Here is a 17,784-nt window from a genome sequence, read left to right as displayed (position 1 = left end):
CGAAATCTGCACGGCTCGACACCGCCCCCTCACCCCAGCCCTCTCCCCAAAGGGGCGAGGGGGCAGTCCGTGCAGACCCGCGGCTTTCGTGTGGGGCGAATCCATTCGCCCACCTCGCACCGATCCTCAATGCAACGCCGCACCGCTCAGGGTGGCGCGTTCGCGGCCGCCGAGGACGTTGAACAGCAGGTTCAGGGTCACCGCGCTGAGGGTCGCCATGGCGATGCCGCTGTGGGTGATCGGTTCCATCCAGTGCGGCAGGTGGGCGAAGAATTCGGGGCGTACCACCGGCGCCATGCCCAGGCCGATGCTCACTGCCACCAGCAACTGGTTGCGGCGGTCGCCGATGTCCGCTTCCTGGAGAATCTTGATACCCGTCGCGGCGACCATGCCGAACATGGCGATGCCGGCGCCGCCGAGCACCGCCGGCGGAATCGAGGCGACCAGGAAGGCCGCCTTGGGCAGCAGGCTGAGGCCGATCAGGAACAGCCCGGCCACCGCCGTCACGTAGCGGCTGCGCACGCCGGTCATCTGCACCAGGCCGATGTTCTGGGCGAACGAGGAATGGGTGAAGGTGTTCATGAAGCCGGCCAGGAAGGAGGCGCCGGCATCGCACAGCAGGCCACGGCGGAGCTTCTGCGGGTCCACCTCCTGGCCGGTGATCTTGCCGAGGGCGAGGAACATGCCGGCCGACTCGACGAAGATGATCACCACCACCAGGCACATGGACAGGATCGGCGCGAGCTGGAATTCCGGTGCGCCGAAGTGATTGGGGGTCACCACCTGCATCGCCGGCGCGGCGCCGATGCCGGACAGGTCGACCATGCCGAAGGCGCCGGCCAGCACGTAGCCCAGGGCCATGCCGATCAGCACCGAGACGTTGACCCAGAAACCGCGCAAAAAGCGATTCACCAGCAGGATGGTGACCAGCACCAGGGCGGCGATGGCCAGGTATTGCAGGGCGCCGAACTGCGTGGCGGCGCTGCCGCCGCCGGCCCAATTGACCGCCACCGGGAACAGCGAAAGGCCGATGGAAGTGATCACCGTGCCGGTCACCAGCGGCGGGAAGAAGCGCACGATCTTGCAGACGAAGGGGGCGATCAGCAGGCCGAAGAAGCCGGCGGCGATGGTCGCGCCGAAAATGCCCGGCATGCCGACGCCGGGCATGCCGGCCATCACCACCATGCTGCCGACCGCGGCGAAGCTGGCGCCCATCATCACCGGCATGCGGATGCCGAGAGGACCGATGCCGAGGGACTGGACCACCGTGGCGATGCCGGCCACCAGCAGGTCGGCGTTGATCAGGAAGGCGATTTCCTCCCGCGACAGGCCGGCCGCCTGGCCGACGATCAGCGGCACGGCGACGGCGCCGCCGTACATCAGCAGCACGTGCTGGATGGCCACCAGCAGCAGTTGCAGGGGCGGCAGGCGCTGTTCGTTCGGGGAGAGGGGAACGGCGGGCTCACTCGGCTGGGTCATGCAAAACACCTCGACGCTTTTGTTGTTGTTCGGAGGCTGTTCGTCCGCGACGGCGGCGGAGCGGTTGGCGGCACGGGGTGGAACGGCCTCGGGTCGCTGTCGGTCGGCGCGCTGGGCTGCGGCGACCGGGGTATTGCCGGGGACTGCTCGGGTAGAAAAAAAGCCGCGCTACGGACTGTCCGATGTGTCATTCATCAGACGGTCCGTCGGGGGTGCGCGGCAAGAGGGTTTATCAGTTGATCTGGGCGCCCTGGGCGATCCAGGCGCCGATCAGGTCGCGTTCTTCCTGGGTCATCTGGGTGATGTTGCCCAGCGGCATGATCTGGCTGGCGACGCTCTGCGCATGGATCTTCGCGGCGAGCTGCTGGATCTGCTGCGGGGTGTCGAACATCACCCCGGCCGGCGCGGCGCTGAACAGCGGGCTGGTCGGCTGGGCGGAGTGGCAGACGGTGCAACGCTCATGGATCACATTGCTGACCTTGGCGAAGTCCGGCGCGCTGCCTTGCGGTTTGGCCGGGGCTTCGGCGGCGGCCGGAGCCTTGTCTTCCGTTGCCTCGTCGGCCGGAGCGGTCTGCGCCGGCTGGCTGGCGGCAGGCTGCTCCACGACCTGCGCCGTGGCGACGCTGGGGGTGGCCGGCTGGCGGTTCGGGGTGGTGACGAAGGCCAGGCAGATCATGCCCAGCGCCGCTACCGGCAGGGTCCAGGCGAACTTGCCGCTCTCGTGGCGGGTGTTGAAGTAATGCCGCACCAGCACCGCCAGTACCGAGATGCCGGCCAGGATCGCCCAGTTGTACTGGCTGCCGTAGGTGCTCGGGAAGTGGTTGCTGATCATGATGAACAGCACCGGCAGGGTGAAGTAGTTGTTGTGGCGCGAACGCAGCAGGCCCTTGGCCGGCAGCACCGGGTCCGGGGTGCGGTTTTCCTCGATGGCCTTAACCAGTGCGCGCTGGGCCGGCATGATGATGCGGAACACATTGCCGACCATGATGGTGCCGATCAGCGCGCCGACATGGATGTAGGCGGCACGGCCGCTGAATATCTGGGTGTAACCCCAGGCGGCGAACACCACCAGCACGAACAGGACCGCGCCGAGCAGGGCCGGCTGCTTGCCCAGGGGCGAGTCGCAGAGCTGGTCGTACACCAGCCAGCCGACGGCCAGCGAGCCGAAGCCGATCAGCACGGCGGCGGCCGGGCTGAGATCGCTGCCGGGGGCGATCAGGTAGAGGCTCGGGTTCAGGTAGTAGACCACCATCAGCAGGGCGACGCCCGACATCCAGGTGAAGTAGGCCTCCCATTTGAACCAGTGCAGGTTCTCCGGCATTTTCGGCGGAGCCAGCTTGTATTTTTCCAGATGGTAGATGCCGCCGCCGTGGATGGCCCAGAGGTCTCCGGACAGCCCTTCGCGGGGGTTGCTGCGGTTGAGGTTGTTTTCCAGCCAGACGAAGTAGAAGGAGGCGCCGATCCAGGCGATGCCGGTGATCATATGGATCCAGCGAATGCCCAGGTTAAGCCACTCGGTCAGATGTGCGTCCACGATAGTTACCTCTTCCCGGTGCTTGGCGGGCCAGGCGACCAGGCTTTCTTATTGACTCTGTACGAAAAGTGCCTGCGCTCGGTGATGCTGCGTTAAAAACAGGCTCAGAATGCTCATTTACAGCCGTAAACTCCGCTTCTTCGCCTGTTTTTGCCTTGCCTGACCTTCGCTCGGCGACTTTTCATAAAGAGCTTAGGGTTGGGGGTCGAGGAGGAGCTGTTCGCCCTCCGTGAAGAAGTACTCGTCGCAGTTGTTCCCTGAACCGCTGCGATCGACCACCAGGAATTCATCCCGCTTTTCGATCGTCAGCACCGGGTGGTGCCAGACGCCGCGGTGGTAATTGACGCCCTGCCTGCCGTTGCTGCGGAAGGCGCGGACGAGGTCCGGTACAGGTGCATCGCCAAGTGGCGCGACCACGACCAGAAAGGGGTTGCCGAGCAGCGGGATGAACGCCTGGCTGCCCAGCGGGTGACGTTCCAGCATGCGGATGACCAGCGGCATTTCCAGGGCTTCGGCGCTGAAGATGCTGATGATCGCCTTATCCTCCGGCTGAGCGGTCTCGACCGTGGCCAGCTTGTGATAACGGCGGGTGGAGCCGTTGTTGATCATGAAGTAGTCGCTGCCCTCGGTTTCGATGACATCTCCGAAGGGGGCGAAGGCTTCCTTGGTCAACGGCTCGATGGTCAATGTGCGCATGCGGGTTCTGCTTGTCCGGTTTGTTCAGTCCTTTCCGTTGGGAAAGGTGTTCTCTCTGTCGTTTCTCCTTGCTCCTCTCCCATGGGCGGGAGAGGGCAGGGTGGGTTGCTTCAGCGGGCCACTTTGCCGAACAGGCGCAGCCGGCTGACGCCGCCGTCCGGGAACACGTTCAGGCGCACGTGGGTGACCGGGCCGAGCTTGGCGATCTGCTCGACGAACTCGTGCTCCTGGTGCATCTGCAGCTTCTGGCTCGGCAGCAGCTCGCGCCAGAACAGGCTCTGGGTCTCGATCTGGCTGTCGGTGCCGCCTTTCACGTAGGCCGCCTGGATCGAGCAGCTGTCCGGGTAGTTGCCCTTGAAGTGCAGGGTGTCGACCACGATGCGCTCGATCTCGCCCGGATGGCCGAGGGCGACGATCACCCAGTCGTTGCCCGGGGTACGGCGGCGCGCGGTTTCCCAGCCGTCGCCCATGTTCACGCCACGGCCCGGGTTGAGGATGTTGCTCATACGCCCGAAGTGTTCGTCGGAGCAAGCCAGGGCACGGCCGCCGTTGAGCGCGGCGGCCAGGTCGATCTGCTCGTTGTCGCCGACGCTGCTCCAGTCGCGGTAGGGAATGCCGTACACGCGCAGGCGTGCCACGCCGCCGTCCGGGAAGATGTTGAAGCGCAGGTGGGTGTAGGCCTGGCTGTCGTCGATCGCGTGGTAGTGGTGGCTGTTGCCTTGCAGTTCGACGGCCGGCAGCACTTCGGTCCAGACGGTGTCGTCGGTCGGGTCGCCGTCGGCGACGAAACAGGCTTCCAGCGAAGCGGACGGCGGGTAGTTGCCGGTGAAGTGGCTGGTGTCGATGTCCACGCCCTTGATCGAGCCGGGCACGCCGAGGCGGATCACCGCGTAGTCGTAGCCTTCGAAACGCTTGCGGCGGGATTCCCAGCCGTCCATCCACTTGCCGTTGTCGTCGAACACACCCTCCTTCCAGACCGCCGGGGTGGGCTGGAACAGCCGGTTGACGTCGGCGAACCAGTCGTCGGTGACGTAGATCGCCTGGGTGCCGAGGCGGGCGTCGGCCAGGTTGACGAATTTCTCGAAGGGTGCGGCGTAGGTTCTCATGTCTATCTGCCTTGAACGGGGCGGGGTGGAAGGGGCGGTGTGTGTCCGCGTCAGAGCTGTTGCAGGCGGAACAGCGCGATCTTGTTGATCTCGGCCAGGGCGCGGGCGAATTCCTCGTCGGGCGTGTTGTGGATACGCTCTTCGAAGGCCGCCAGGATCTGGTGCCGGTTGCTGCCTTTCACCGCCATGATGAAAGGAAAGCCGAACTTGGCCTTGTAGGCATCGTTCAGTTCGGTGAAGCGGGCGAATTCCTCGGGGGTGCATTCGTGGATGCCCGCACCGGCCTGCTCCGAGGTGGAGGAGGCGGTCAGCTCGCCGCGGACCGCGGCCTTGCCGGCCAGGTCCGGGTGAGCGTTGATCAGCGCCAACTGGGCATCGCGGCTGGCACTGAGCAGGATGTCGGCCATGCGTTGGTGCAGGCCGTCGATGTCGTCCAGGCTGGCGTCCGCGCCCAGGTCATAGGCTTTCTCGGCGACCCAGGGCGAGTGCTCGTAGATGTCGGCGAAGGCGGCGACGAAGGCGTCGCGGTCGAGGCTGGACGGGGTCAGGGTCTGGAAGCGGCTCATTTCGCGCTCTCCGCGGTGAACGGGTGGGTGGCGTGCCAGTGGCGGGCGATGTCGATGCGACGGGCACACCAGACCTTGTCGTGGCTTTTCACATAGTCGAGGAAGCGGGCCAGCGAGGCCAGTCGCGCCGGGCGGCCGAGCAGGCGGCAGTGCATGCCGATGGAGAGCATCTTCGGCGCGCCTTCGGCACCTTCGGCATAGAGCACGTCGAAGGCGTCCTTCAGGTATTCGAAGAAGTCGTCGCCCTTGTTGAAGCCCTGTACCTGGGTGAAGCGCATGTCGTTGGTGTCCAGGGTATAGGGGATCACCAGGTGCGGCTTTTCCGGTGTGCTTTCCGGGTCCCAGTAGGGCAGGTCATCGTCGTAGGTGTCGGAGTCGTAGAAGAAGCCGCCTTCCTCGCGCACCAGGCGACGGGTGTTCGGGCTGGTGCGGCCGGTGTACCAGCCGAGCGGGCGTTCGCCGGTCAGCTCGGTGAGGATGCGGATCGCCTCGAGCATGTGCTCGCGCTCTTCCGCTTCGTTCATGTACTGGTAGTCGATCCAGCGGTAGCCGTGGCTGCAGATCTCATGGCCTTCGGCGACCATCGCCTTGATCGCCTCGGGATGACGCTGGGCGGCCATGGCCACGGCGAAGATGGTCAGCGGGATGTCGTGGCGCTTGAATAGCTTGAGCAGGCGCCAGACGCCGGCGCGGCTGCCGTATTCGTAGAGCGATTCCATGCTCATGTGGCGCACGCCTTGCAGCGGCTGGGCGGCCACCATCTCGGAGAGGAACGCCTCGGACTCCTTGTCGCCATGGAGGATGTTTCGCTCGCCGCCTTCCTCGTAGTTCAGCACGAAGGACAGGGCGATGCGGGCATCGCCCGGCCAGCGGGGATGAGGCGGGTTGTTGCCGTAACCGATCAGGTCGCGTGGGTAGTCGGCGCTCACTGCAATCTTCCTTTTCCGAGAGTGGATGGGTCGCTACAGCAGACTGTGGCAGACCGCGATGAGTCAATTGTATACAAATCAAATTGCATTTTGTAAATCGAAAATTTCCACAATTTGCGGTGCTAGAGGTTTGCAAGAAACTTGCCTGAGTGGTCAGAAGTGGTGCCTGTAAGGCGCTTCCTGGTAAGTCTTCAGATAAAACGGACGGGCTTCTGGCTTCGTCGAGGAAGCGATCTTGTGGTGATAATTGTGTACAATTTTTTGTGAAAGTGTCTTGTTTTTCCCGTTGCCGTGCTATGCTCACGGCATGTTCGGCTTGGCCAGGCCCGGCCGGGCAATCGATTTCAACCGAAGAACCAAGAGGAGGCGTGGCCCCGTGAGCGTTCGGCGCAACGGGGCCCAGCAACTATGGGACGTTTGACGACGCATGTACTGGATGCCGCCCACGGCTGCCCCGGCAGCGGTATCCGCATCGAGCTGTACCGGGTCGAAGCCGAGCGGCTGGAGCGGGTCGCCCAGGTGGAAACCAACCACGACGGCCGCTGCGACGCGCCCTTGCTGCAAGGCGAGGATTACCGCAGCGGTGTGTACCAGCTGCACTTCCATGCCGGCGATTACTACCGCGCCCGTGGCGTCGCCCTCCCGGAACCGGCCTTCCTCGACGTGGTGGTGCTGCGCTTCGGCATCTCCGCGGAGCAGGATCACTACCATGTGCCGTTGCTGATTTCGCCGTACAGCTACTCCACGTACCGGGGCAGCTAGATTCACCGACTACCGTCGCTCTGATCCGTCAGAGTCTCCCTTGGCCCGCGCACACTGCGGGCTTTTTTATGTCTGGGTATTGGGTGTGCTGAGTGGGGCGCGGTTTGTATGGTCGCGCAATGGGCGAACGAATTCGCTCCTACGGTGACTTGGGGAATGTACTTGGCCCGACTCCCAGTAGGAGAGGGGGTAGTCCGTGCAGGGGCGAATTCATTCGCCCGGGGGAGCATCGCCAGCTTCAGGAATGGGCGGCCCAATGAAAAAGGCGGCCGAAGCCGCCTTGCCATGGATCGCTCTGGTTCTACCGGCTCAACAACGACGCCGCGCCGGCGCCTCCGAACAGGCCGGCGCTGATGCGGTTGAACCAGGCCTGGCCCTTACCGCTGCGCAGGTAGCGCGAGGCGCCGTGGGCGCCGAGGCCGTAGGCGAGCTTGCAGGCGAGGTCCAGCACCGCCCAGGTGGCGATCATGGTCAGCAGTTGCGGTACGAACGGACGGTCGGCGCTGAGAAACTGCGGCAGGAAGGCGGCGAAGAACAGGATGTCCTTGGGATTGCTCGCGCCCAGGCCGAAGGCGCGCCAGAACAGGGCGCGGAACGCCGGATTGGCCGGCGCTTCGTCAGCGCTGGCGGTACGGACGTCGCGGCGCGATTCCTGCCAGCTCTGCCAGGCGAGGTAGAACAGATAGACCGCCCCGAGAATCTTCAGCAGGCTGAACACCTGCTCCGAGGCCAGCAGCAATGCGCCGAGCCCGAGGGCGGAGGCGCTGAGCAGGCAGATCGAGGCGCTGACCCCACCGAGGAAGGCCGGCCAGGAGCGGCGCAGGCCGTAGTTCAGGCTGTTGCTGATCATCAGCAGCGACAGCGGGCCGGGGATCAGGATCACCACCAGGGCGGCACTGGCGTACAGCAGCCAGGTTTCCAGACTCATCGATACCTCTCCATGAACGAAAGCCCCACCGGCATGGCGGTGGGGCGGGGGCTATGTCGCCTCAGAGGAAGGCGAACTTGGCGATGAATATCGCACACAACACGTACAGGCTGATCGACACCTTGTCGCGCTGGCCGGTGAGCAGCTTCAACGTCGCGTAGGTGAGGAAGCCCAGGGCGATGCCGTTGGCGATGGAGAAGGTCAGCGGCATCATCACCACGGTCACGATGGCCGGGATGGTGTCGGTATGGTCCTTCCAGTCGATGTGGGCCATGCCGCTCATCATCAGCATCGCCACGTAGATCAGCGCGCCGGCGGTGGCATAGGCCGGGATCATGCCCGCCAGCGGGGCGAAGAACATGGCGGCGAGGAACAGCAGGCCGACGGTGATGGCGGTCAGGCCGGTGCGGCCGCCGGCGGCGACGCCCGAGGCGCTTTCCACGTAGCTGGTCACCGGCGGGCAGCCGACCAGGGCGCCGACCACGCTGGAGGTACTGTCGGCCTTCAAGGCGCGGGACAGGTTCTGGATCTTGCCGTCGTCGTCCACCAGGTTGGCGCGATGGGCGACCCCCATCAGGGTCCCGGCGGTATCGAACATGTTCACGAAGAGGAAGGCCAGGATGACGCTGATCATCCCCACGTTGAGCGCACCGGCGATGTCCATGGCCAGGAAGGTGGGCGCCAGGCTCGGCGGCATCGAGATCAGCCCCTGGTATTCCACCAGGCCCAGCGCCCAGCCTGCGAGGGTGACGGCGAGGATGCTGAAGAGGATGGCGCCGAACACGTTGCGGTGGCTGAGCACGGCGATCAGCAGGAAGCAGATCGCGGCGAGCAGGGCCGACGGCTCCTGGAAGGAACCCATGGTCAGCAGCGTCGCCGGGCTGTCCACCACGATGCCGGCGGTCTTCAGGCCGATCAGGCCGAGGAACAGGCCGACCCCCGCGCCCATGGCGAAGCGCAGGCTCATGGGGATGCTGTTGAGCAGCCACTCGCGGATGCGCGACAGGCTCATGATCATGAACAGGATGCCGGAGAGGAACACCGCGCCCAGGGCGATCTGCCAGCTGTAGCCCATTTCGCCGACCACGGTGTAGGTGAAAAAGGCGTTGAGCCCCATGCCCGGCGCCAGGCCCACCGGCCAGTTGGCATACAGGCCCATGAGGAAGCAGCCGAGCGCCGCACCGATGCAGGTGGCGACGAACGCGGCACCGTGGTCGACGCCGGCGTTGGCCATGATGTTGGGGTTGACGAAGATGATGTAGGCCATGGTGACGAAGGTCGTCAGGCCGGCCAGCAACTCGGTCCGCACGCTGGTGCGGTGTTCGCTGAGCTTGAAGAAGCGGTCGAGCCAACCGGGTCCGGTACGCATTGCCTGAGTAGCCTGTTGTTCTTGTTTCGCGCTTTCCACAGGGTGTTCCTCATTCTCTTGTTGTGTCGTCACCCAGAGCGGTTCGCTCTCTGAGGCGGGGTGCTGGGTGTGCGTGCCGAAAATCGGTTTCTGACCTGTGGGTCAAAAAGTCGCACAGGCAGATTATGCTTTTGTATACAAAAAAATCAAATAATGTTTTCGTTGTTGCGTTGGCGGGACGATTGGATCGTACTCAGCAGTGGACCTGTGTTGCTCGAACGATGCTTCAAAAGCATTTGTAATCTTCTTTGGAATCAATCGGTTGGCGTTTATGTGCGACGGCTGTTGACGACTTTTTGAACCGGGGTCGCCGGCGAACGGAGGGGATAAAGGCATAAGAAGCGAAGGGCTTGGTGAAGAAAAAACTAACGGCACTTCACTGAGAAAGGAGGAAATCGTGCGATGGCCAGAACCCGGCACTGAAAGTGCGCAGGCCTCATAATCCTGTACGAAAAGTGTGCGAATCCAAGCGATTGTGTACAATGCAGGCACTTTCATACCCAGATTCACCGTTACACTTACCCTCGTAGCGGTGAAAGGCAGTAGAGTTCGGATATCCGCCGACCCTCATTGACGCGAGCCCCCATGAACGAACAGTTGCAGCCCCTCAAGAAGCAGCCGCGTGCCGGCAAGAGCCGCAGCGGGACTCAGGACGATGTCGTCTACGCCCATATCTTCGATGCCATCCTCGAACAGCGCCTGGCCCCCGGGACCAAGCTGAGCGAGGAGGCATTGGGCGAGATCTTCGGCGTGAGCCGCACCATCATCCGCCGCGCGCTTTCCCGGCTGGCCCACGAGGGCGTGGTGCTGCTGCGACCGAATCGCGGGGCAGTGGTGGCCAGCCCCAGTGTCGAGGAAGCGCGGCAGATCTTCTTCGCGCGACGTATGGTGGAGCGCGCCATCACCGAGCTGGCGGTGGAGCATGCCACCGCCGAGCAGCTTGCCGAGCTGCGCCAGATGGTCTCCGAGGAACAGGCCTGCTTCTCCCGCGGCGACCGTGGCGCCGGCATCCGTCTCTCCGGCGAGTTCCACCTGAAGCTGGCCGAGGCGGCGAAGAACGCACCGCTGATCAGCTTCCAGCGCAGCCTGGTGTCGCAGACCTCGCTGATCATCGCCCAGTACGAAAGCAGCGGTCGCCAGCATTGTTCCTACGACGAGCACAACGAGTTGATCGACGCCATCGAGGCTCGCGACAAGGACAAGGCGGTGACCCTGATGATGCATCACATGGATCACATCGACAGCAAGCTCAACCTCGACGAGGACAGCGCTTCGGACGACCTGCACGCGGTGTTCTCGCACCTGCTGCAGACGAAGAAGAAGGCCGGCCGCGCCGCCACGCGGTGAGGGTAGGGCGAATTTATTCGCCCCTACGGAAAAGCCTTGCGATAGCCCGCCGATGGTTCCCATGCTCCGCGTGGGAACCCCTCCAGGGACGCTCCGCGTCCCGCAGACGCGGAGCGTCTGGCGTTGCATTCCCACGCGGAGCGTGGGAACGATCAATGTGCAGCCGGCCAGGCGAATGAATTCGCCTCTACGAGAAACCCGTTCAACCGCGTCGATGCACCGACTGCCCGGTGGCGAAGGTTTCCTTCACTGCGCGGTCGTCGCCGAGGGTCATCAGGGCGAAGAGTTTTTCTTCCAGCGTATTGGCTTGCTGCAGGCGATAGGTCATCAGCGGGGTGGCTCGGTAGTCGAGCACCACGAAGTCCGCGTCCTTGCCCTGGGCGAAGTTGCCGATCTTGTCGTCCAGGTACAGTGCACGGGCGCCGCCCAGGGTTGCCAGGTACAGCGACTTGAACGGGTCGAGCTTCTTGCCCTGGAGTTGCAGGACCTTGTACGCCTCGTTCAGCGACTGCAACTGGGAGAAGCTGGTGCCGGCGCCCACATCGGTGCCCAGGCCGACGCGCACGCCGTGGCGCTCCAGCTTGTCCAGGTCGAACAGGCCGCTGCCGAGGAACAGGTTGGAGGTGGGGCAGAAGGCGATGGCCGAGCCGGTCTCGCCGAGGCGCTGGCATTCGTGGTCGCAGAGGTGCACGCCGTGGGCGAACACCGAGCGCGCGCCGAGCAGCCGGTAGTGGTCATAGACGTCCAGGTAGCCGCTGCGCTCGGGGAACAGCTCGCGCACCCACTCGATCTCCTTGCGGTTCTCGGACAGGTGGGTGTGCATGTACAGGTCCGGGTATTCGGCGAGCAGCTTGCCGGCCAGGGTCAGTTGCTCCGGAGTGCTGGTCGGCGCGAAGCGCGGGGTTACCGCATAGTGTAGGCGGCCCTTGCCGTGCCAGCGTTCGATCAGCTCCTTGCTGTCGGCATAGCCGGATTCCGCCGTGTCCGTCAGGTAGTCCGGGGCGTTGCGGTCCATCAGCACCTTGCCGGCGATCATCCGCAGGTTCAGCGCCTGGGCGGCCTCGAAGAAGGCATCCACCGACTGCTTGTGCACGGTGCCGAAGACCAGCGCGGTGGTGGTGCCGTTGCGCAGCAGCTCCTTGAGGAAGATGTTCGCCACGTCGCTGGCGTGGGCCTTGTCGGCGAACTGGCGCTCGGTGGGGAAGGTGTAGGTGTTCAGCCAGTCCAGCAGTTGTTCGCCGTAGGAGGCGATCATGCCGGTCTGCGGGTAGTGGATGTGGGTGTCGATGAAACCAGGGGTGATGAGGGCGTCGCGGTATTCGACCACCTCGACGCCTTTCAGCGTCGGCAGCAGGTCTTCGGCGGCGCCGACTTTCACCACCCGGCCGTCCTCGACGAGCAGCACGCCGTCTTCGAAATACTGGTAGGACTGCTCGATACCGACCTCGCTCGGGTCGGCGAGGCTGTGCAGGATGGCGGCGCGGTAGGCTTTCAGTTTTTCGTTCATGTCACGCTTGGCTCAATCGAATGAAGGCTGTGGTGTGGGCGTGCGGACGGGGCGAGGCGCGAGAACGGCGTGTCGCCCCATCCGCAGTCAGCCGCGACGGGAGGCGGGCAGCAGCTTGGTCACGGTCTCGCCCTTGCGGGTCTCGGCGCCGAAATGGGCGTTGTAGGTGGCGATCACTTCGCCGGCGATGGACACCGCGATCTCGATGGGCAGCTTGCCTTTCACTTCCGGCAGGCCCATGGGGCAGCGCATGCGCTGTATGACCTCGGCCTGGAAGCCGCGCTCGCGCAGGCGATGCTCGAACTTCACGCGCTTGGTGCGCGAGCCGATCAGCCCGTAGTAGGCGAAGTCGTTGCGCTTGAGGATGGCGGCGGTCAGTTCCAGGTCCAACGGGTGGTTGTGGGTCATGACGATGAAGTAGCTGCCGGAGGGCATCGCATCCACTTCGTCCACCACCTCGTCGTTGATCACTTTCTCCACGCCGGCCGGGACTTGTTCGGGGAATTCGTTCTCCCGCGAGTCGATCCAGCGCACCTTGCACGGCAGGCTGGCGAGCAGCGGCACCAGGGCACGACCGACGTGGCCGGCGCCGAACACGGCGATGGTCGCCTGCGGCTGGCCCATGGGTTCGAACAGCAGCACGGTGGCGCCGCCGCAGCACTGGCCGAGGCTGGCGCCCAGGCTGAAGCGCTCCAGGCGGGTTTCCTGGCTGCGGTTTTCCAGCATCTCGCGCGCCAGTTCCATGGCCTTGTATTCCAGATGGCCGCCGCCGATGGTCTCGAAGATGCGCTCGCGGGTGACGATCATCTTCGAGCCGGCATTGCGCGGGGTGGAGCCGCGCTCTTCGATGATGGTCACCAGCACGCAGGGCTCGCCCTTTTGTTGCAGCTCGGCGAGGGCGCCGATCCATCCGGTGTTGCTCATTTGCTCAGCCTCCAGGTGCGCAGGGGCTTGGCGGTGCGCGACAGGCGCCAGTCGTCCTTCTGCGGACGAGGGGCCGGCGGCTCCAGCAGGAACAGCGGCGGCAGGGTTTCGCGGCCCTGCGTGGCCGGGGTATCCGGTTGATGTTCGGTGTGTCTTGTCATTGTTGTGCACCCGTTTCTTGCGGGAGCGGATTCAGCGCGAATCCGCTCCCGTCGGCCTGTGCGGTCAGGCCGGTTCGGCTTCGGTGGCGGTCGCCGGAGCGGCCGCCTGCTGCAGCGCTTTCATCTGCTGCACGCCCCAGAGCACGCGCTCCGGCGTCGCCGGGGCGTCGATCCGGGGCTGTGCCTGGTAGTCGGCGAGGCTGGCCACCGCGTCCTTGATCGCGCACCACACGGAAATGCCAAGCATGAACGGCGGCTCGCCCACGGCCTTGGAGTGGAACACGGTGTCCTCCGGGTTCTTGCGGTTCTCCACGAGCTTCACCCGCAGGTCCAGGGGCATGTCCGCCACGGCCGGGATCTTGTAGCTGGCCGGACCGTTGGTCATCAGCTTGCCCTGGTCGTTCCACACCAGCTCTTCCATGGTCAGCCAGCCCATGCCCTGGACGAAGCCGCCTTCCACCTGGCCGATGTCGATGGCCGGGTTCAGCGAGGCGCCGACGTCGTGGAGGATGTCACTGCGCAGCATCTTGTACTCGCCAGTGAGGGTATCGACGATCACCTCCGAGCAGGCGGCACCGTAGGCGTAGTAGTAGAACGGCCGGCCGGCGGCTTTCTCGCGGTCGTAGAAAATCTTCGGCGTGCGGTAGAAGCCGGTGCTGGAGAGCGAGACCTGGTTGAAGTAGGCGAGCTGGATCAGCGCCTCGAAGGCGAGGAACTGGTCGCGCACGCGCACCTGGCCGTTGCGGAACTCGACGTCTTCCTCGGTGACCTTGAAGTGCCGCGCGGCGAATTCCACCAGGCGCTTCTTGATGGTCTCGGCGGCGTTCTGCGCGGCCTTGCCGTTCAGATCGGCGCCACTGGAAGCGGCGGTCGGCGAGGTGTTCGGCACCTTGTCGGTGTTGGTCGCGGTGATCTGGATGCGCTCGACGTCCACCTGGAAGACTTCGGCCACCACCTGGGCGACCTTGGTGTTCAGGCCCTGGCCCATCTCGGTGCCGCCATGGTTCAGGTGAATGCTGCCGTCGGTGTAGATGTGGATCAGAGCGCCGGCCTGGTTGAGGAAGGTGGCGGTGAAGCTGATGCCGAATTTCACCGGGGTCAGCGCCAGGCCCTTCTTCAGTACCGGGCTCCTGGCGTTGAACGTGCGGATTTCCTCGCGGCGCCTGGCGTATTCGGCGCTGGCTTCCAGCTCGGCGGTCATTTCCTGGAGCATGTTGTGCTCCACGGTCTGGTAGTAGTGGGTGACGTTGCGCTCATCCTTGCCGTAGTAGTTGCGCTTGCGCACGTCCAGCGGGTCCTTGCCGAGGCTGCGCGCGACGGCGTCCATGATCTCCTCGATGGCGACCATCCCCTGCGGCCCGCCGAAGCCACGATAGGCGGTGTTCGAGGCGGTGTTGGTCTTGCAGCGATGACCGATCACGGTGGCGTCGCCCAGATAGTAGGCGTTGTCCGAGTGGAACATGGCGCGGTCGACGATGGAGCCGGACAGGTCCGGCGAGTAGCCGCAGTTGCCGGCCAGTTCGATCTCGATGCCGTGCAGCAGGCCGTCGTCGTCGTAGCCCACGTCGTATTGGACGAAGAACGGGTGGCGCTTGCCGGTCATGGTCATGTCTTCCATGCGTGGCAGGCGCATCTTGGTCGGCCGCCCGGTCAGGTGGGCGATCACCGCGCACAGGCAGGCCGGGCCGGCGGCCTGGGTCTCCTTGCCGCCGAAGCCGCCGCCCATGCGGCGCATATCGATGACGATCTTGTTCATCGGCACACCGAGCACCTCGGCGACCAGTTTCTGCACTTCGGTGGGGTTCTGGGTGGAGCAGTAGACGATCATGCCGCCGTCTTCGGTGGGCATCACCGAGGAAATCTGCGTTTCCAGGTAGAAGTGTTCCTGCCCGCCGATGTGCAGCGTGCCTTGCAGGCGGCGCGGTGCGGCGGCGAGGGCGGCGGCCGAGTCGCCGCGCTTGTGCTGGTGGCTGTCGAGGACGAAGTGGCGCTTGCGCAGGGCCTCTTCCACGTCCAGCACCGGCTCCAGGTCTTCGTATTCGATGATCGCGGCCATGGCCGCCTTGCGCGCGGTTTCCAGGCTGTCGGCGGCGACCGCGATCACCGGCTGGCCGACATATTCCACCTTGCCGTCCGCCAGCAGCGGGTCGCCGGCCACCACCGGGCCGATGTCCAACTGGCCGGGGACGTCCTGGCTGGTAATGGCGATGGCCACGCCGGGGATTTCATAGCAGGGGGCGGTGTCGATGCGCACGATGCGAGCGTGGGCGCGGTCGCTCATACGCGCATAGACGTGCAACTGGTTGGGAAATTCCAGGCGGTCGTCGATGTACACCGCTTCGCCGGAGACATGCTTGGGCGCGCTCTCGTGCTTCACGGGACGACCGACACCGGTGGTCAGTTCGGCACGGAACAGGGCTGCCAGTTCGTCCTGGCTCTTGGTCATCTTGTTGTGGTTAGACATATGCGGTCACCCGTGTCTCGACCTCGGGCGATTGCACCTCGAGGAAGTATTTACGCAGCAGGTTCTGGGCGGTCAGCAGGCGGTATTCGCGGCTGGCGCGGAAGTCGGTGAGCGGGGTGAAGTCCTTGGCCAGGGCTTCGCAGGCACGCTCGATCACCGCCGGGTACCAGGCGGCGCCCAGCAGGGCGGCTTCGCAGGCGGCGGCGCGCTTCGGAATGGCGGCCATGCCGCCGAAGGCGATGCGGGCTTCCTTCACTTCGCCATCCTCTACGGTCAGGTTGAACGCGGCGCAGACGGCGGAAATGTCGTCGTCCAGACGTTTGGACACCTTGTAGGCGCGGAATGTCTGGTTCGGCCGGGCGCGCGGCACGATGATTTTCTCGATGAACTCGGCGTCCTGGCGGGCCGTCACCTTGTAGTCGAGGAAGTAGTCCTCCAGCGCCAGGGTGCGACGCTCGCCGCCCTTGTTGAGAACGATCCGGGCGCCGAGGGCTATCAGCAGCGGCGGGGCGTCGCCGATCGGCGAGGCGTTGCCGATGTTGCCGCCGAGGGTGCCCTGGTTGCGAATCTGCAGGGAGGCGAAGCGGTGCAGCAGCTCGCCGAAGTCCGGATATTCGGCGGCCAGCGCGTCGTAGCAGTCGGTCAGCGGGGTGGCCGCGCCGATTTCGAGACGGTCGTCGAAGCGTTCGACGCGCTTCATCTCGGTGATATGGCCGACATAGATCATCACCGGCAGCTCACGGTGGAACTGGGTGACTTCCAGCGCCAGGTCGGTGCCGCCGGCGAGCAGCCGGGCCTGCGGGTTGGCGGTGTAGATGTCGGCCAGGTCGGCGACGGTCAGCGGCAGCAGGCAGCGCTTATCGCCGCTGTTCAGCTCGGCGGTTTCGCGCGGGGCGATGGCCTTGAGCCGGGCGATGGTCTCGGCTTCGGCGGCGTCGAACTGGTCCGGCTGTTGCTGGCAGCAGGCCTGCTCGGCGGCTTCGAGGATCGGGCGGTAACCGGTGCAGCGGCACAGGTTGCCGGCCAGGGCTTCGTGGGCCTGTGCCTTGTCGGCGCCACCGGTGGCCCGGTTCTTCTGCAGGGCGAACAGCGACATGACGAAGCCGGGGGTGCAGAACCCGCACTGCGAGCCGTGGCAGTCCACCATGGCCTGCTGGACGCTGTGCAGTTGGCCACTGTGCTTGAGGTCTTCGACGGTGATGAGCTGCTTGCCGTGCAGCGAGGAGACGAAGGTCAGGCAGGAATTGAGGGTGCGGTAGCGGATTCGCTCTTGGCCGTCCGCACCGTCCAGCTCGCCGACCACCACGGTGCACGCGCCGCAATCGCCGGAGGCGCAGCCTTCCTTGGTTCCGGACTTGCCGAGGTGCTCCCGCAGATAGTTCAGCACCGTGACGTTGGGGTCGAGGGCACGCTCGGTGCGCAGCTCCCGGTTGAGTAAAAACTGGATCAAGGCAACCTCCAGGCACTTTTATTGTTGTCAGAGCCCGTCTCGGCGCGAGGGGGCCGCGCAGGCGGGTTCCGGGGCTCGTATGAAAGCCAATGTAGTAAGGTCTGACTTTTGGGTCAACAAAAATCTGACCTTAAAGTCAGAAAATTTCATGGCATCCGGTTATGAGCCGCTCAACGGCGCGGAAAGAGCGATGCGTGATTCGTGCCAGGGACTCTGTTGTAGGGTCGAATTATTCGCTCGGCGGAGGGGGGGCGAATGAATTCGTCCCTACAAATGTGGCCTGACCTTTGTTGGAACGGGCTCTGTCTGCGACAGGCCCCACCAACATTTCGCCAGCAGAGCTGGCTCCTACGGTGTGCAGTGATTTCGGAAAAAATGTGCATGGCTCAACACCGCCCCGGAGGGCGAGGGGGAACCCGTGTAGGGGCGAATTTATTCGCCGGCGGGCTGAGGGGGGCGTCATGTGAGGCGGATTCATCCGCGATAAAAAAGACCCGGCGAATGCCGGGTCTTGGGTGGGGCG

16 protein-coding genes are annotated in these 17,784 nt (G+C 64.6%); 2 read left to right on the top strand and 14 right to left on the bottom strand.

The window, feature by feature from the left end; all coding sequences use genetic code 11:
* Window positions 1–126: 126 nt before the first annotated feature.
* From PIN01S_RS20215 to puuE, 6 genes are all read right to left on the bottom strand, one after another.
* Window positions 127–1,479, bottom strand: a complete 1,353-nt coding sequence (locus PIN01S_RS20215) for a nucleobase:cation symporter-2 family protein (protein ID WP_084338305.1) — start codon at window positions 1,477–1,479, stop codon at window positions 127–129.
* A 232-nt stretch (window positions 1,480–1,711) separates the two neighbouring features.
* Window positions 1,712–3,013, bottom strand: a complete 1,302-nt coding sequence (locus PIN01S_RS20210; protein WP_084338303.1) for a urate hydroxylase PuuD — start codon at window positions 3,011–3,013, stop codon at window positions 1,712–1,714.
* Between the two features lie 192 nt (window positions 3,014–3,205).
* Window positions 3,206–3,709 carry an ureidoglycolate lyase gene (locus tag PIN01S_RS20205; RefSeq protein WP_084338302.1) on the bottom strand — a complete coding sequence of 168 codons (504 nt, stop codon included), beginning with the start codon at window positions 3,707–3,709 and terminating at the stop codon, window positions 3,206–3,208.
* Between the two features lie 110 nt (window positions 3,710–3,819).
* Window positions 3,820–4,815, bottom strand: coding sequence for an allantoicase (gene alc / locus PIN01S_RS20200; protein ID WP_084338300.1), 996 nt, complete (start codon window positions 4,813–4,815; stop codon window positions 3,820–3,822).
* Window positions 4,816–4,865: 50 nt separating this feature from the next.
* Window positions 4,866–5,381 carry a 2-oxo-4-hydroxy-4-carboxy-5-ureidoimidazoline decarboxylase gene (uraD, locus tag PIN01S_RS20195; protein ID WP_084338298.1) on the bottom strand — a complete coding sequence of 172 codons (516 nt, stop codon included), beginning with the start codon at window positions 5,379–5,381 and terminating at the stop codon, window positions 4,866–4,868.
* Window positions 5,378–6,310 carry an allantoinase PuuE gene (gene puuE, locus PIN01S_RS20190; RefSeq protein ID WP_084338296.1) on the bottom strand — a complete coding sequence of 311 codons (933 nt, stop codon included), beginning with the start codon at window positions 6,308–6,310 and terminating at the stop codon, window positions 5,378–5,380. The genes uraD and puuE overlap by 4 nt, the downstream gene beginning before the upstream one ends.
* Window positions 6,311–6,718: 408 nt before the next feature.
* Between puuE and uraH the strand changes: the two genes are divergently transcribed.
* Window positions 6,719–7,072, top strand: coding sequence for a hydroxyisourate hydrolase (gene uraH, locus PIN01S_RS20185; protein ID WP_084338294.1), 354 nt, complete (start codon window positions 6,719–6,721; stop codon window positions 7,070–7,072).
* Window positions 7,073–7,373: 301 nt separating this feature from the next.
* Here the strand turns inward: uraH and PIN01S_RS20180 are convergent, their stop codons facing one another.
* The 3 genes from PIN01S_RS20180 to PIN01S_RS26520 all read right to left on the bottom strand — a co-directional run bounded on the left by PIN01S_RS20180 (window position 7,374) and on the right by PIN01S_RS26520 (window position 9,906).
* Window positions 7,374–8,000: a LysE family translocator gene (locus tag PIN01S_RS20180; protein ID WP_084338292.1), complete on the bottom strand. Its 627-nt coding sequence runs from the start codon at window positions 7,998–8,000 to the stop codon at window positions 7,374–7,376.
* 61 nt (window positions 8,001–8,061) lie between these two features.
* Window positions 8,062–9,408: an NCS2 family permease gene (locus tag PIN01S_RS20175; protein WP_084338290.1), complete on the bottom strand. Its 1,347-nt coding sequence runs from the start codon at window positions 9,406–9,408 to the stop codon at window positions 8,062–8,064.
* A gap of 123 nt (window positions 9,409–9,531) precedes the next feature.
* On the bottom strand, window positions 9,532–9,906 hold the full coding sequence (locus PIN01S_RS26520; protein WP_139198637.1) for a hypothetical protein: 375 nt from the start codon (window positions 9,904–9,906) through the stop codon (window positions 9,532–9,534).
* A gap of 87 nt (window positions 9,907–9,993) precedes the next feature.
* Here PIN01S_RS26520 and PIN01S_RS20170 point away from each other — a divergent pair, with 87 nt between their 5' ends.
* Entirely contained in the window at window positions 9,994–10,755 is a 762-nt protein-coding gene (locus PIN01S_RS20170) for a GntR family transcriptional regulator (protein ID WP_084338288.1), read from the top strand.
* A gap of 202 nt (window positions 10,756–10,957) precedes the next feature.
* On the opposite strand, the gene guaD is transcribed toward PIN01S_RS20170, so the two are convergent.
* From guaD to xdhA, 5 genes are all read right to left on the bottom strand, one after another.
* On the bottom strand, window positions 10,958–12,262 hold the full coding sequence (gene guaD / locus PIN01S_RS20165) for a guanine deaminase (RefSeq protein WP_084338286.1): 1,305 nt from the start codon (window positions 12,260–12,262) through the stop codon (window positions 10,958–10,960).
* A gap of 87 nt (window positions 12,263–12,349) precedes the next feature.
* Complete coding sequence (xdhC, locus tag PIN01S_RS20160; protein WP_084338285.1) at window positions 12,350–13,186, bottom strand: xanthine dehydrogenase accessory protein XdhC; 837 nt, start codon at window positions 13,184–13,186, stop codon at window positions 12,350–12,352.
* Window positions 13,183–13,347 carry a hypothetical protein gene (locus PIN01S_RS26800; protein ID WP_169715856.1) on the bottom strand — a complete coding sequence of 55 codons (165 nt, stop codon included), beginning with the start codon at window positions 13,345–13,347 and terminating at the stop codon, window positions 13,183–13,185. The genes xdhC and PIN01S_RS26800 overlap by 4 nt, the downstream gene beginning before the upstream one ends.
* A 64-nt stretch (window positions 13,348–13,411) precedes the next feature.
* On the bottom strand, window positions 13,412–15,811 hold the full coding sequence (gene xdhB, locus PIN01S_RS20155) for a xanthine dehydrogenase molybdopterin binding subunit (RefSeq protein WP_084338283.1): 2,400 nt from the start codon (window positions 15,809–15,811) through the stop codon (window positions 13,412–13,414).
* Complete coding sequence (gene xdhA, locus PIN01S_RS20150; protein ID WP_084338281.1) at window positions 15,804–17,261, bottom strand: xanthine dehydrogenase small subunit; 1,458 nt, start codon at window positions 17,259–17,261, stop codon at window positions 15,804–15,806. Before xdhA ends, xdhB begins: the two co-directional genes overlap by 8 nt.
* Window positions 17,262–17,784 lie beyond the last annotated feature (523 nt).

This window comes from Pseudomonas indica NBRC 103045, assembly GCF_002091635.1.
Lineage (GTDB): Bacteria > Pseudomonadota > Gammaproteobacteria > Pseudomonadales > Pseudomonadaceae > Pseudomonas_M > Pseudomonas_M indica.
The sequence above is the reverse complement of the archived record's forward strand: the minus strand, read 5'-3'. Positions and strand labels throughout refer to the sequence as shown.

Bases quoted from the DNA above. Each gene is read 5' to 3' on its own strand.
- uraH (WP_084338294.1), top strand. From the start codon at position 6,719: ATGGGACGTTTGACGACGCATGTACTGGATGCCGCCCACGGCTGCCCC.
- PIN01S_RS20205 (WP_084338302.1), bottom strand. From the start codon at position 3,709: ATGCGCACATTGACCATCGAGCCGTTGACCAAGGAAGCCTTCGCCCCC.
- xdhC (WP_084338285.1), bottom strand. From the start codon at position 13,186: ATGAGCAACACCGGATGGATCGGCGCCCTCGCCGAGCTGCAACAAAAG.
- PIN01S_RS20215 (WP_084338305.1), bottom strand. From the start codon at position 1,479: ATGACCCAGCCGAGTGAGCCCGCCGTTCCCCTCTCCCCGAACGAACAG.
- guaD (WP_084338286.1), bottom strand. From the start codon at position 12,262: ATGAACGAAAAACTGAAAGCCTACCGCGCCGCCATCCTGCACAGCCTC.
- uraD (WP_084338298.1), bottom strand. From the start codon at position 5,381: ATGAGCCGCTTCCAGACCCTGACCCCGTCCAGCCTCGACCGCGACGCC.
- alc (WP_084338300.1), bottom strand. From the start codon at position 4,815: ATGAGAACCTACGCCGCACCCTTCGAGAAATTCGTCAACCTGGCCGAC.
- PIN01S_RS26520 (WP_139198637.1), bottom strand. From the start codon at position 9,906: ATGAAAGTGCCTGCATTGTACACAATCGCTTGGATTCGCACACTTTTC.
- PIN01S_RS26800 (WP_169715856.1), bottom strand. From the start codon at position 13,347: ATGACAAGACACACCGAACATCAACCGGATACCCCGGCCACGCAGGGC.
- PIN01S_RS20180 (WP_084338292.1), bottom strand. From the start codon at position 8,000: ATGAGTCTGGAAACCTGGCTGCTGTACGCCAGTGCCGCCCTGGTGGTG.
- PIN01S_RS20170 (WP_084338288.1), top strand. From the start codon at position 9,994: ATGAACGAACAGTTGCAGCCCCTCAAGAAGCAGCCGCGTGCCGGCAAG.
- xdhB (WP_084338283.1), bottom strand. From the start codon at position 15,811: ATGTCTAACCACAACAAGATGACCAAGAGCCAGGACGAACTGGCAGCC.